A 12,947-nucleotide genomic window follows, 5' to 3' on the forward strand; every position below is an offset into this window, starting at 1 on the left:
TCCACCCACGGCATCGCGGCCTGTGCCGCGGTGCCGTTTTCGCTACCGGGAGAGCCATATGCGCACCCTGCTGTTTCTGATGCTTGGCACCCTGTCTGCGGCTGCCAACGCCGCCTCGCCCGCATCTGTCTCCACCAGCGCCACGACTGCCACCGCCGACCCGGCGCAGATCAAGCTGCAGCTGCGCGAGTACTTCTTCGACGCGGCACGCGAAGGGCGGCAGGACATGCTGGCCGAGTTCATCCGCTCGCACTACGACCTCAACACCCGTGATGAGAAGGGCTACACCGCCCTGATCCTGGCGGCCTATCACGGCCAGCGCCCGGCAGTGGAGCAGTTGCTCAGCGCCGGTGCCGACCCGTGTGTGCAGGACAAGCGCGGGAATACCGCGCTGATGGGTGCGATCTTCAAGGGCGAGTTGGGCATCGCCAAGCGCCTGATGCAGGCCGACTGCGCGCCGGACCAGCGCAACAACGCCGGCCAGACCGCGGCGATGTACGCCGCGCTGTTCCAGCGGACCGACGTGCTCAAGGATCTGGCCGCCAAGGGCGCGGACCTCAGCCTCAAGGACGGGCAGGGCAACGATGTGACCAAGCTGCAACGCGGCGAGTTTGCGACGTCCCCGGCGCGCTGAGCGCGCCAGTCATGCGTGGCGGGCAGTCATGTGTGACGCCAGGCGTCAGCAAACTCGCATGCGCCATGCGGCCGATGCCGATGCCGGTGCCAGTTCGGCCGCCAATGCCGGCGTGAGCCATCGGTAATGCTTGCTGCAGGGTGCCGCACCGTAGTGCACCGGCCAGCCGCCTGCAGTCCGCATCCGAGCGGTTTGCACGCATAGCGCTCGGCCACTTTCAACACGCTGTACGTAGTTGCGACGCCAGCTCGTCACGGCGGCCGTTGGGTGAGTCGCTGATCGCCATCGCCTGAGTCCTGCACCTCGATATCCGGCGCCTTGGTGGCCTCGCTCGCAGCATCCCATCGCGCGCGCTGACGCCACCGGTGCGTGCCAGCGACCACCAGTTTCGCTATGGCCACCTATGCGGTTGCCGGTTGGCCGGTGCGCGCCCTAGATATCGCGCACGGTTGATCCCGAATCTGTTGATTGCTGGCCGACGCGCCGAAACTGCCTTGGCTGGCTGCCGAAAAGTGCGGTCACCGCCCCGTCGGTTTTCTGCCGCAGGTGCGTTGGATCTCCGGCGGAAGCGGTGATTTTTCCGCCACTGCGTCAGGAGTTTCCTGACGGCAAAACCTTTGTGCGCCAAGGCTTTGACATAAATCTGAGCGCGCGCTGACTTGCTTAAAATCTGTTCCCGAAAACCGCAAAAAACAGTTCAAGAAAGCGCTGCGAACGCCGATGCTTCCGCTATCGCACACTGGAACCCCCGGACCATGAAGCTCGATCCCTCCATCCCTTTCCTGATGTCCCTGTTGGCCATGGTGCTGTGCACTGCCACTGCCGTGGTCGCCCTGGTGTTCGGTCAGGTACACGTGCTAGCTACTTCGTGGAGCTTCTACACCGTGCTGGGCACCGCCCTGATCACCCTGGTCGCCTCGTATCACGCCCTCGGCAAGCCGTTGAGCGCCGAAGAGCGTGTGGGCTTCCGCAACCTGTAACTGCAGATCCCGTCCAGGCGCCGTGCACTGAGCCGGCACTGGACGAAAGAAGCTCCGCTGATCACTGATGATGCACCGCGTTCGGCCGGCATCGGCGGACGCCACCAGACACTGCGCATCTGCAGCGATGCCCGCCCGTTAACGCGGAGCCGGCGAGCGGGAGGAACGACAGCAGCGCCAGCGCGATATCGTTCGCCCCCTGCCGGTGCACAAGCAGCTGTGATGCCGGCCGGCGAAGCGTGCCACCTGCGCAATCCAAAACGCGCGTCGTGCTCGAATTCGGTCAGCCGATACGGGGCAATTACACGGTGCAATGAAGGGGTGGTCCTGCAGCGCGCTTCGGCAGATCGGCCTGGCAGCATGCCGCGCCGCGCGCGGCAGATTCGCCGACACCCGTGTAAGCTGTTGATCCTGCTCCGCATTCCGATGGCTGCTCGCTGTAGCCACATGTCGATGACCGCTTCCGCCGATCGCTACGCCGCCTCCCTGCGTCTGTCCGTCGCTCCGATGATGGACTGGACCGACCGCCATTGCCGGGTTTTCCATCGCCTGTTGGCACCCTCGGCACGGCTGTATACCGAGATGGTGCACGCCAATGCGGTGATCCATGGCGATCGCGCGCGGTTGATCGGCTTCGATCCGGTCGAACACCCGCTGGCGCTACAACTGGGCGGCAGCGAGCCGGCACTGCTTGCGCAGGCCGCGGCGATCGCGCAGGAGTGGGGCTACGACGAGATCAACCTCAATTGCGGCTGCCCGTCCGATCGCGTGCAGGCCGGGCGCTTCGGTGCCTGCCTGATGCGCGAGCCGGCGCTGGTCGCCGACTGTGTTGCCGCCATGTGTGCGGCGACCACGCTGCCGATCACGGTCAAATGCCGCCTCGGCGTGGACGACGATGACGACTACGCCGTCTTCGCCAGTTTCGTCGACCAAGTGGCCGTAGCCGGCGCGGCCATGGTGGTGGTACATGCCCGCAACGCGTGGCTCAAGGGCCTGTCGCCCAAGGAAAACCGCGAAGTGCCGCCGCTGCGTTACGACTGGGCGTATCGCCTCAAGCAGGAGCGCCCCGCGTTGCCGGTGGTGCTCAATGGCGGCATTGCGGCGGTGGAAACCGCAATGGAGCACCTGCACCAGACCGACGGCGTCATGCTCGGCCGCGCCGCCTACCACGACCCCTACCTGCTGCATCGCCTGGATGCGGCCCTCAATCAGCGTACAGAGCAACCGCGCGACCACTTGCTGCGCGCCTTGCGGCCCTACGTCGAGTCCCAACTGGAACACGGCCTGGCATTGAAGCACATGACCCGGCACGTGCTGGGGCTGTTCCATGGCCAGCCGGGCGGACGCGCGTTCCGGCAGGTCCTGAGCGAGGGCGCGCACCGACCCGGTGCCGGTTGGGAGTTGGTCGAGCAGGCCATGCAGCGCACCGACACCCAGGCCTGGCGCGTGGTGGCCTGAACTGGTCTGTGGCTTGCATTACCTGAACCGGCATATCCGTTGACCGCATTCGGCAGCGATGTCGCCCGTCAGGCCCGACGGCGGAATCCAGGGCAAAGCGCCTTTCCATGCACGTCCGGGATTCATTTCACTGAACAGCGTTAACACAAAGCTAAAAAGTTCAGATGGGATTCACCCCGAAAAATCAAGAATTTGGGTCTATTCTCGGGCTCGACCATGCTGGCACCGGTGGTTGGTTTCACGAATTTTGAATGTTCCTGAACAACCCGCTAGGATTCATTGTGACCCAGCCGTTCTGCCGCGCTCGCTATGTCGTCCTGGTTGCCCTTGGGGTAGCCATGGCAACGCCGTCGGCATGGGGACAGGGATATCCGATGTCGCATGCGGGACGCGAGGCGTTGCCGCCATCGGCGCGCGGCAATGGACGCACGCTCTCGGACACCATCCGGCAGGTGCAACGGTCCACCGGTGGACAGATCCTCAGCGCCGAACGCGTGCCGTTCGATGGGGGCAATCTCAACCGGGTCAAGTACATGAAGGATGGCCGTGTGCACACCGTGTACGAGTCGGAACAGATGCAGGCCGCGCCGCCACGCAGCCAGGCGCCACTCGATGTGCCACCACGCGACGATAACCACTAGGCGTAGATAGTTCTGCGTTCAGTCTTATAAATCCCCCGGCCATTGGCCGACAACGTAACTAGGGAGAGTGCATGCGTATCCTTTTGGTCGAAGACGAAGCTCCGCTGCGCGAGACCCTTGCCGCGCGTCTGAAGCGTGAAGGCTTTGCTGTCGACGCTGCACAAGACGGCGAAGAAGGCCTGTACATGGGCCGCGAAGTCCCGTTCGATGTCGGCATCATCGATCTCGGCCTGCCCAAAATGTCGGGCATGGAACTGATCAAGGCGCTGCGCGATGAGGGTAAGAAGTTCCCGGTGCTGATCCTGACTGCGCGTTCGAGCTGGCAGGACAAGGTCGAAGGGCTCAAGCAGGGTGCCGACGATTACCTGGTCAAGCCGTTTCATGTCGAAGAGCTGCTGGCGCGCGTCAATGCGCTGCTGCGGCGCGCGGCGGGCTGGAGCAAGCCGACCCTGGAATGCGGCCCGGTCGCGCTGGATCTGGCAGCGCAGACGGTCAGCGTCAATGGCGCCAACGTGGATCTGACCAGTTACGAGTACAAAGTGCTCGAGTACCTGATGATGCATGCCGGCGAACTGGTCTCCAAGGCCGATCTGACCGAGCACATCTATCAGCAGGATTTCGATCGCGATTCGAACGTGCTGGAAGTATTCATCGGGCGCCTGCGCAAGAAGCTCGATCCCGATGGTGAGCTCAAGCCGATCGAGACGGTACGCGGTCGCGGCTATCGTTTCGCCATTCCGCGTACAGAAGGCTGAGTCCGCGCATCGGCAAGCAGGAAGATCAGGTGCCGGGCCGCTCTAAGTGGTATAGACGCTGGCGGCCGCGCTCCCTGCAGGCCCGCCAATTGCTGGCCGCCAGCCTCAGTCTGGTGGCCTTCCTTGCACTGGCGGGTTATGCGCTGGATGTCGCGTTTGCCGACACCGCCGAAAAGAATCTGCGCGAGCGGCTGAAGAACTACGCCTCTGCGTACGCCGCCAATATCGATTTTGTCCGCGACGGCTCGCTGTATATCGGCGGCCAGCCGCCGGATCCGCGTTTCGATGTGCCCGGCGGCGGGCTGTACGTGGAAGTCGTGCGCCCGGACGAGAGCTGGACCTCGATGTCGGCCGAAGGCCCGAACATTCCGCACGGGCGCATGCTCGAGCCACGCCAGGAAGAGTTCATCGGCCCGCTGGAGATGACCCAGATCGACGGCAGCGTGGGCCAGCTGTACCGCTACGGCCTGGGCGTGAGTTACGTCGAGCGCGAACACGGCGGCGAGATTCCGTACACCATCTACGTGATGGAAGATGCGCGCTCGATGGGCGCGCAGCTGCGCGTGTTCCGTGGCGCGGTGTGGTTCTATCTCGGCAGTGCCGGTGTGGTGCTGCTGGTGCTGCAGGCGTTTATCCTGCAGTGGAGCCTGCGTCCGCTGCGGCGGGTCATCAACGAGTTGACCAAGGTGCAGCGCGGCGAGATTCAGCGCATGAGCGAACAACACCCGCGCGAGCTGGAGCCGCTGACCGAAAGCATCAACGCCTTCATCGAGAGCGAGCGCGACAATCTGGACCGCCAGCGCAATACGCTGGCCGATCTCGCACACAGCCTCAAGACGCCGATCGCGGTATTGCGCACCCAGCTCGATAGCGGCCAGTCCGAGCGCGATCTCCACGAGGAGATGGATGTGCAGCTGCGCCGCATGAACGATCTGGTGTCCTACCAGCTCGCACGCGCGGCTTCCAGCGGGCACAAGCTGTTTGCCGCGCCGCTGCCGATCGAGTCGACCGCCGAAGAGATCGTGCGCGGATTGGAGAAGGTCTATTCGGTCAAGGGCGTGTTGTGCGAGTTCGATATTTCGCCCGACGCGCGCTTCCATGGCGAGCCGGGCGATCTGCAGGAACTGCTGGGCAACCTGCTGGAAAATGGCTTCAAGTGGGCACGCAGCCGCGTGCTGCTGACCGCACAGCCCGGTCCTACCACCGGCAGCCGTCGTGCCGGATTGATCCTGTCGGTGGAAGACGATGGCCCCGGTATCGCGCCGGAAGATGTGGCCAAGATCCTGCAGCGTGGCGTGCGTGGCGACGAGCGCGTGCAAGGCCACGGCATCGGCATGTCGATCGTGCAGGATCTGATCAAGGCCTACCGCGGCGAGCTGCAGGTGGTGCGCTCGCAGGAACTGGGCGGCGCCCGCTTCGACGTGACCCTGCCGCCGGGACTGTGACCGGCCTGCGCTGCGGAATGAACCCGTGGTCAACGTCGCAGCGCATTCCGACAACCGTTTAACGCCCCGCGCGTTGGCTTGACCATACTGAGCCGCTTCCAGGCTGTTGCGATGGAGAGCTGCATGTTCGAGCGCAATGCACAGATGCGTTGGCTCAGCGCGCGTCCAGTGGGCGCGCCCGGCCGTCACCGCTGGCAGCTGGCATCGCTGTTGGCGGGCTGTGCCTTCGCCATGTCGTGCAGTGCTGCCCATTCGGCACTGACGCCGGCACAGACGCGCTGGCTGCAGCGTGCGACCTACGGCGTAGATACCGACAGCGTAGCGCAGCTGCAGCGGCTCGGTCCCAGGCGCTACGGCAGGTTGCTGTTGCAAGACAGCGACGATGCGGCATTGCCAGCGCCGATCCATGCACAACTGCAGCAATTCGATGCATTGCACACGCCCCTGCCGACCTTGCTGACGCAGTACGAGGCCGACAAGATCCGCCTGCAAGACATGCCCGATGGCGAGGAAAAGACCGCCTTGCGCAAGGCGTGGCAGGCGCGTGGCGGGCAGATGCTGACCCAGGCGCGCCAGGCACAGCTGTTGCGTGCGGTGTATGCGCCGGAGCAGACGCGCGAGCAGCTGGTGTGGTTCTGGCTCAACCATTTCAGCGTGTACGCCGACAAGGGGCGGGTGAAATGGATGGTGGCCGATTACATGGAAAATGCGATCCGCCCGCATGCCACCGGCAAGTTTGCCGACCTGGTGATGGCGACGCTAGAAAGCCCGGCGATGCTGGAATATCTGGACAACGCCAAGAACGCCAGAGGCAAGATCAACGAAAATTACGCGCGCGAACTGATGGAGTTGCATACGCTTGGCGTGCATGGCGGTTACAGCCAGCAGGATGTGCAGCAACTGGCACTGATCCTCACCGGTGCCGGCCTGGTGCCGGTCAAGGCCGAGGGCGTTCCGCCCCTGTCGACTGCTGCGCCGGGGCAGTCGCAGGTGGTGCGCAAGGGGCTGTTCGAATTCAATCCTGCGCGTCATCAACCCGGCGACAAGACCTTGCTGGGCCAGCGCATCGCCGCGGGCGGGCTGGATGAGATCGAGCGTGCGGTGCAGCTGTTGGTGCGGCAGCCGGCATGCGCGCAGTTCGTGTCGCAGCGTCTGGCCGAGTATTTTGTCAGCGACAAGCCGCCGGCCGCGCTGGTCGAGCGCATGGCGAACACGTTTCGACGCAGCGATGGCGACATCGCCAGCGTCATGCAGGCCATGCTGGACTCGGCGGAGTTTGCGCAGGCGCAACCGCGCAAGTTCAAGGACCCGAACCGGTTCGTGGTTTCGGCGATGCGGCTGGCGTACGAGGGCCAGCCGGTGGTCAATGCCGCGCCAATGGTGAGCTGGGTGCAGCAACTCGGCGGGCCGCTGTTCGGGCGCATCACCCCCGATGGCTGGTCGCTGCAATCGCAGGCATGGACCAGCTCCGGGCAACTGGCGCGGCGCTTCGAGGTGGCGCGTGCGCTGGGTGGCGGGCCCAAGCAACTGTTCCGCTTGGATGGCAATAACGACACGCCACTGCCGGCGCTGACCCAGATCGACATGCGCCCATCGTACCGCTGGGCCGCACCGTCGCTGTCCAGTGCCACGCGTGATGCCCTGGGGCAGGCGCGTTCGCCCGCAGAGTGGAATGGATTCCTGCTGTCATCGCCGGACTTCAACTATCGCTGATTCGAACGTCGCCGATGCAACGGCTGCCGAGTCAACGCCTGCTGTTTCAACAGTCTATTGGCGACCATCGCCATGGGAGCGCGCCATGCAACGACGTCAATTTCTGCTTGCTTCCGCAGCGGCCGCGAGTCTGCCCTGGAGCGGTCGCCTGTTTGCTGCGCCACGCGACAGCGCGCGCATGCTGGTGGTGTTTCTGCGTGGCGGCTACGACAGCAACAATCTGCTGGTGCCGCATGCCAGCGATTTTTATTACCAGGCGCGCCCGACCCTGGCGATCGCACGACCGGATGCGGCCAATCCGAACAGTGCCGTTGCGCTGGATGCGCAATGGGGTCTCAACCCGGTGATGCGCGATGCGCTGTTGCCGCTGTGGCAACGCCAGCAATTGGCATTCGTGCCGTTTGCCGGCACCGACGATCTGTCGCGCAGTCACTTCGAGACCCAGGACGATATCGAATCCGGACAGGCCGGCCGCCAGCGCCGCGATTATCGTTCCGGCTTCATGGCGCGCCTGTCGGGTGTGCTGAGCGGAGTGCCTGCGATTGCCTTTACCGATTCCTTGCCGCTGACCTTCCAGGGCGGCGGCGACTTGCCCAATGTGTCGTTGCGGGGCATCGGCAAGGGCGGTCTGGATGCGCGTCAGGCGCAGATCCTGTCGCAGATGTACGACGCGACGCCGCTGGCAGCGGCCGCGCGCGAAGGACTGGCCCTGCGTCGGCAGGTCACCGCGCAGCTGCGCGAAGAGATGGAGCAGGCCGGTCGCGGCGCCGCCAGTGCGCGCTCCTTCGCCGACGAAACCCGGCGCATGGCAAGCCTGATGCGCGAGCGTTATCGGCTGGGCTTTGTCGATGTCGGCGGCTGGGACACGCACGCCAATCAGGGCAGTGTCGAAGGCGGCCTGGCGAACAATCTGCGCAATCTGGGCGAAGGGCTGGCGGCGTACGCCGACGCCCTGGGACCGGCATGGAAGGACACCGTGGTGGTGGTGCTGTCCGAGTTCGGCCGCACCTTTCGCGAAAACGGCAGCAAGGGCACCGATCACGGGCACGGCACCGCCTACTGGGTGCTGGGTGGCAGCGTGCGCGGCGGTCGGATCGCGGGCGAGCAGGTCGCCGTTGCGCAGGCGCAACTGCTGCAGAACCGCGATTACCCGGTGCTCACCAATTACCGCAGCCTGTTCGGCGGTGTATTGAGTCGGTTGTGGGGATTGTCGCCTGCGCAGTTGGAACGGGTGTTTCCCGGTGCCAGGCCGCGCGATCTTGGGCTAGTGTGAATGCCTGGCAATGCGCTGGCGATGTCGATCCGTCTCGCGTTCGGCATCGCGCATTGTGGTGGTCAGTCGGTTGGAACGCATGCGATTGATGCGGGCTAGAGCATTGCATGACGACAGCCCAAGTCATGCAGGCGTGTCACCACACCATCAGCGCTGCGCTGACGATGCAAACGGCGAAGGTCCATAAAAACGCGTCAGCTGCGCAGCGACATCCGGCATGACGCGCGCCAGCAGCTGCGGCGCGGAGAAGTGGTATTCGCTCACCACCGCGAAGAACTCTTCCGGCGCTTCGGCGGCATACGGGTCGATCTCGGTGTCTTCGCCTGCATCGACGCGTTGGCAGAACGTATCGAAGGCGCGCTGGAAATCGCGTGCCCAGGCGCGTTGCGCATCGCGCGGCAGCGGCGGGGTGCCGTCGAGGGCGCCATCCAGCGCATCGAGCTTGTGCGCCATCTCATGCACGATCACGTTGAAGCCGGCCTGCGGGTCGTCCAGGTCGGCCTGCACATCGGCCCAGCTGACGATCAGCGGGCCTTGCTCCCAGGCCTCGCCGATCAGGGTGTCGTCCCAGGCATGCATCACCCCGGCCGCATCCATGTGCGTGCGCTGCACGCGGAACGCGTCCGGGTAGACGATCAGCTGCGACCAGCCACGCCAGCCGGCCGCGCCGATGGTCAGCAGCGGCAGGCAACACATGGCCGCCAGCAGGACGTGATCGTGCGGTTGCAGCCGCAGCCCGTCGAGCGGAGAAATGGTCTTTTGCTGCAGGAACTGCGCGGTCAAGGCGCGCAGACGGTGCTGGCGGGACGGGTCGAGCGCAGCGACCCAGGCACAGCGGCGGCTGACCGGCAGCCATAACGCATCGGGAACATCGGGGGGCGGCCGGCGTAGCCGGCGCAACAACCACTGGATCAGCGGAACATGCCCGGCAGGAAGCTATGCCAGCGCGGCATCATGCGCATGCGTGGGAACAGGCCGTCGCCGTCGCTGCCACCGCCGCCGGTGGCCGGCGCGGGCTTGTGCGCGGGCGCGCGCGACGCGGTTGCTGGCTCGCCGTTGGGGGTTCTGCCGCGGGCCGCCGAGTTGCTGCTGACGCAGCTCTCATGATCGCCATCGGCCAGCTGGTCCGATGCCAGCGCGGCAAGCGGAGCCAACAACAGAAGCAGGCAAACCGTGATTCGGCGCATCGTCCACATCCAGGGCAAGCGGCGTGAGTCGCCGATCATAACGTGCTTTTCACTCCCTCACGCAAGCCAGGGTGGGCGGGTGCGGACGCTTGGCGCATACTTTCACGGATCGATTTGGGGACTTGCCGTGGATGACCGCGCCTTGCTGGCCAAACTTGCGAGCGGCCGGCTATCCGGCGATGCGCTGGCGCGCGATGCCGGGCTGACCCGTGCGGCGGTGTGGAAGCGCATCCAGAATCTGCGCGCGGCCGGAGTCGACATCGACGGGCGGGCCGGGGACGGCTACCGCCTGGCGGCGCCGCTGGACCTGCTGGACGACGCGCGCATTCGTGCGGCGATGTCGGCCGATGCGCTGGCAGGCCTGGCTGCGCTGGAGATCGCCTGGACGCTGGAATCCACCAACACCAGCTTGCTGGCGCGCCCGGCGCCGGAGCGGGGCGTGGCGGTGCTGCTGGCCGAGCGGCAGACCGGCGGGCGCGGCCGGCGCGGGCGCCAATGGACCTCGCCGCTGGGTGCGCACATCTATCTGTCGGCCTCGCGCCGTTTCAGCGGCGGGCTGGGCCAGTTGGCCGGGCTCAGCCTAGCCGTGGGTGTGGCGGTGGCCGAAGCATTGCGTGATTGCGGTTTTACCAATGTCGGGCTGAAGTGGCCCAACGATCTGCTGGCGCGCCAGCGCAAGCTGGGCGGCCTGCTGATCGAAGGCGGCGGCGAAATGGCCGGCAACGCGCGCGCGGTGATCGGGCTGGGTTTGAACGTACATATGCCAGCTGCGGCCGCCGCTGCGATCGATCAACCATGGATGGATCTGGACACGCTGGCCGGCCGCACGGTATCGCGCGAGACCGTGGTGGCTGCGGTGTTGTCCGCGCTGCTGCCGGCGCTGGAGTTGTTCGAGGCGCAGGGGCTGGCCCCATTCCTGAGCCGCTATGCGGCATTGGACGTGTTGAGCGGGCGCGCAGTGCAGGTCGAGGAGGCCGGCACCCGGCATCGCGGCATTGCGCTTGGCCTGGCTGCCGACGGCGCGTTGCGGGTGCAACTGGGCCAGACGGTGCGGCTGTTCCACTCCGGAGAAGTGAGCGTGAGACCTGCATGAGCGAGTGGTTGTTCGACCTTGGGAATTCGCGGTTCAAGTACGCACCGCTGCAGGGCGACCGCGCCGGCGATGTGCAGGCCTGGCCGCACGGTGCCGAGGCGATGGATGCGGCCGCGTTGTCGGCCTTGCCCACCGGGCGTATTGCGCATGTGGCCAGCGTGGCTGCGCCGGCGTTGACGCAGCGCATGCTCGGCTGCCTGCGCGAGCGCTTCCAACAGGTGCGCATCGTGCGGACCGCGGCCGAATGCGCCGGCATCCGCATCGCCTACGCAGACCCGAACCGCTTCGGGGTGGATCGCTTCCTGGCGCTGCTGGGCGCGCGCGGCGACGCACCGGTGCTGGTGGCCGGCGTGGGCACCGCGTTGACCATCGACGTACTCGGCGCCGATGGACGGCACCACGGCGGACGCATTGCCGCCTCGCCGACCACCATGCGCGAAGCGCTGCATGCGCGTGCGGTGCAGTTGCCGGCCAGTGGCGGGGCCTATGTCGAGCTGGCCGACGACACCGACGACGCACTGACCTCCGGCTGCGATGGCGCCGCAGTGGCGCTGATCGAGCGCAGCCTGCAGCATGCGCAACGCAGCCTGGGGGTGCCGGTGCAGCTGCTGGTGCACGGGGGCGGCGCGCCGCCGTTGTTGCCGTTGTTGCCCGGTGCCAGTTTCCGCGCGGCGCTGGTGCTGGATGGGCTGGCGACCTGGGCGAGGTCTGCGCTGGCGCCTTGAATGGCGAGCTACGCAATTGCTAAGAGCACGCGGCGGGCGCGGCCGTGAGGCCGAACCGGTGGTACTCGTACACTGCGCCAGCGTCTGGCGTCGGCAGCAAGTCGACGAGCCCTCGCCCATTGTCACTGACCCCCTCTTAGAATCCATTGCATGTACGTACGCGCATTCATCGTTGTCCTGATCGTCCTCAATGCCGGTGTGGCGTTGTGGTGGGCGTTGCAACCGGCACCGATAGCAGTGGCTGCACCGCCGCAGCCGGCCGGTGTGGCGCGCTTGGAAGTGCTGCCGAGCACTGCGACAGCAACGAGGCCCGCAGCGGCAGGCGAGGCAGGCACGACCCCGGCAGCTTCGGACGCCACGCCGACCGCACCATCGGATGCACCGGTATCGACATCGACATCGACGGCACCAGCGGCAGCGTCTTCGTCGCCAGCTGCGGCCGCCGCGAAGGGGACCGATACGCTGCAGTCATCGGCACAGGTTCCAGCGCCAGCCAAGGTCGCTCCAACACCGAACGAGGTTGCAGCAGCTGCGATCAAGCCATCGCCAGCGGCACCTACCCCGGCCGCTGCGCCCGAGCGCTGTGCCAGCCTGGGGCCGTACGCGGCGCGCGCCGACGCCGATGCCGCGCTGGCGCGCCTGCGTGGTCAGGCCACGCGCACCAGCGTGCGCGAGGACAAGGACGCGGGGATCAGTACGTTCCGGGTGATGCTGCCCAACGTCGGCGATCGTGCAGCGGCGCAGGCCTTGGTCAAGCGCATCGCCGCCGCCGGCATGGGCGACTACTACGTGATTGCCCAGGGTGAGAACAACACCATCGCGCTGGGGCAGTACCAGAGTCGCGAGCGTGCCGAGCGACGTCAGGCCAGCCTGGTCGGCGCGGGGTTCCCGGCGCAATTGCTGCCCAGCGGCTCCGGGCAATCGCGCTGGTGGATCGATGTGCGCAGCGCGGCCGCGATCGGCACATTGCAGGGCACCGCGGGCGCGGCGCGTCAGCGGTCGCTAGATTGCGCCGCGCTGCGCTAGAATGCGCACCGGCGCGC

General features: G+C 66.1%; 13 protein-coding genes. 11 read left to right on the forward strand and 2 right to left on the reverse strand.

The genetic code is table 11. The features are described from left to right. Nucleotides 1–58 precede the first annotated feature (58 nt). From XarjCFBP7645_RS12300 to XarjCFBP7645_RS12340, 8 genes are all read left to right on the forward strand, one after another. Nucleotides 59–634: an ankyrin repeat domain-containing protein gene (locus tag XarjCFBP7645_RS12300; protein WP_104537681.1), complete on the forward strand. Its 576-nt coding sequence runs from the start codon at nucleotides 59–61 to the stop codon at nucleotides 632–634. A 755-nt stretch (nucleotides 635–1,389) separates the two neighbouring features. Then, nucleotides 1,390–1,614 (forward strand): hypothetical protein, encoded by a 225-nt coding sequence (locus XarjCFBP7645_RS12305; RefSeq protein WP_181126309.1) that lies wholly within the window; start codon nucleotides 1,390–1,392, stop codon nucleotides 1,612–1,614. 453 nt (nucleotides 1,615–2,067) lie between these two features. Then, nucleotides 2,068–3,072 carry a tRNA dihydrouridine(20/20a) synthase DusA gene (gene dusA, locus XarjCFBP7645_RS12315; RefSeq protein WP_104537928.1) on the forward strand — a complete coding sequence of 335 codons (1,005 nt, stop codon included), beginning with the start codon at nucleotides 2,068–2,070 and terminating at the stop codon, nucleotides 3,070–3,072. A 338-nt stretch (nucleotides 3,073–3,410) separates the two neighbouring features. Beyond that, a complete protein-coding gene (locus tag XarjCFBP7645_RS12320; protein ID WP_104537682.1) occupies nucleotides 3,411–3,713 on the forward strand; it encodes a hypothetical protein in 303 nt (100 codons plus the stop codon). Nucleotides 3,714–3,784: 71 nt separating this feature from the next. Then, entirely contained in the window at nucleotides 3,785–4,468 is a 684-nt protein-coding gene (locus XarjCFBP7645_RS12325; RefSeq protein WP_002808458.1) for a response regulator transcription factor, read from the forward strand. A 74-nt stretch (nucleotides 4,469–4,542) separates the two neighbouring features. Beyond that, nucleotides 4,543–5,913, forward strand: coding sequence for an ATP-binding protein (locus XarjCFBP7645_RS12330; protein ID WP_024939071.1), 1,371 nt, complete (start codon nucleotides 4,543–4,545; stop codon nucleotides 5,911–5,913). 123 nt (nucleotides 5,914–6,036) lie between these two features. Further along, nucleotides 6,037–7,626: a DUF1800 domain-containing protein gene (locus tag XarjCFBP7645_RS12335; protein ID WP_181126311.1), complete on the forward strand. Its 1,590-nt coding sequence runs from the start codon at nucleotides 6,037–6,039 to the stop codon at nucleotides 7,624–7,626. 85 nt (nucleotides 7,627–7,711) lie between these two features. Next, nucleotides 7,712–8,899: a DUF1501 domain-containing protein gene (locus XarjCFBP7645_RS12340; protein WP_104537684.1), complete on the forward strand. Its 1,188-nt coding sequence runs from the start codon at nucleotides 7,712–7,714 to the stop codon at nucleotides 8,897–8,899. A 147-nt stretch (nucleotides 8,900–9,046) separates the two neighbouring features. Here the strand turns inward: XarjCFBP7645_RS12340 and XarjCFBP7645_RS12345 are convergent, their stop codons facing one another. Together XarjCFBP7645_RS12345 and XarjCFBP7645_RS12350 are read right to left on the reverse strand one after the other, a co-directional pair. Beyond that, on the reverse strand, nucleotides 9,047–9,802 hold the full coding sequence (locus XarjCFBP7645_RS12345) for a zinc-dependent peptidase (RefSeq protein WP_104537685.1): 756 nt from the start codon (nucleotides 9,800–9,802) through the stop codon (nucleotides 9,047–9,049). Between the two features lie 8 nt (nucleotides 9,803–9,810). Continuing rightward, nucleotides 9,811–10,125, reverse strand: coding sequence for a hypothetical protein (locus tag XarjCFBP7645_RS12350; RefSeq protein ID WP_104537686.1), 315 nt, complete (start codon nucleotides 10,123–10,125; stop codon nucleotides 9,811–9,813). 40 nt (nucleotides 10,126–10,165) lie between these two features. Between XarjCFBP7645_RS12350 and birA the strand changes: the two genes are divergently transcribed. The 3 genes from birA to XarjCFBP7645_RS12365 all read left to right on the forward strand — a co-directional run bounded on the left by birA (nucleotide 10,166) and on the right by XarjCFBP7645_RS12365 (nucleotide 12,930). After that, nucleotides 10,166–11,179, forward strand: coding sequence for a bifunctional biotin--[acetyl-CoA-carboxylase] ligase/biotin operon repressor BirA (gene birA / locus XarjCFBP7645_RS12355; protein ID WP_308686433.1), 1,014 nt, complete (start codon nucleotides 10,166–10,168; stop codon nucleotides 11,177–11,179). Continuing rightward, nucleotides 11,176–11,904 (forward strand): type III pantothenate kinase, encoded by a 729-nt coding sequence (locus XarjCFBP7645_RS12360; protein WP_104537688.1) that lies wholly within the window; start codon nucleotides 11,176–11,178, stop codon nucleotides 11,902–11,904. Before birA ends, XarjCFBP7645_RS12360 begins: the two co-directional genes overlap by 4 nt. Before the next feature lie 150 nt (nucleotides 11,905–12,054). Next, entirely contained in the window at nucleotides 12,055–12,930 is an 876-nt protein-coding gene (locus tag XarjCFBP7645_RS12365) for an SPOR domain-containing protein (RefSeq protein WP_104537689.1), read from the forward strand. Nucleotides 12,931–12,947: the final 17 nt, after the last annotated feature.

Origin of the sequence: Xanthomonas arboricola, assembly GCF_002940665.1 — a bacterium.
GTDB classification, from domain to species: domain Bacteria; phylum Pseudomonadota; class Gammaproteobacteria; order Xanthomonadales; family Xanthomonadaceae; genus Xanthomonas; species Xanthomonas arboricola_B.

Coding starts and splice junctions, on each gene's coding strand:
- XarjCFBP7645_RS12300 (WP_104537681.1), top strand. CDS start 59: ATGCGCACCCTGCTGTTTCTGATGCTTGGCACCCTGTCTGCGGCTGCC.
- XarjCFBP7645_RS12305 (WP_181126309.1), top strand. CDS start 1,390: ATGAAGCTCGATCCCTCCATCCCTTTCCTGATGTCCCTGTTGGCCATG.
- dusA (WP_104537928.1), top strand. CDS start 2,068: ATGACCGCTTCCGCCGATCGCTACGCCGCCTCCCTGCGTCTGTCCGTC.
- XarjCFBP7645_RS12320 (WP_104537682.1), top strand. CDS start 3,411: ATGGCAACGCCGTCGGCATGGGGACAGGGATATCCGATGTCGCATGCG.
- XarjCFBP7645_RS12325 (WP_002808458.1), top strand. CDS start 3,785: ATGCGTATCCTTTTGGTCGAAGACGAAGCTCCGCTGCGCGAGACCCTT.
- XarjCFBP7645_RS12335 (WP_181126311.1), top strand. CDS start 6,037: ATGTTCGAGCGCAATGCACAGATGCGTTGGCTCAGCGCGCGTCCAGTG.
- XarjCFBP7645_RS12340 (WP_104537684.1), top strand. CDS start 7,712: ATGCAACGACGTCAATTTCTGCTTGCTTCCGCAGCGGCCGCGAGTCTG.
- XarjCFBP7645_RS12350 (WP_104537686.1), bottom strand. CDS start 10,125: ATGATCGGCGACTCACGCCGCTTGCCCTGGATGTGGACGATGCGCCGA.
- XarjCFBP7645_RS12360 (WP_104537688.1), top strand. CDS start 11,176: ATGAGCGAGTGGTTGTTCGACCTTGGGAATTCGCGGTTCAAGTACGCA.
- XarjCFBP7645_RS12365 (WP_104537689.1), top strand. CDS start 12,055: ATGTACGTACGCGCATTCATCGTTGTCCTGATCGTCCTCAATGCCGGT.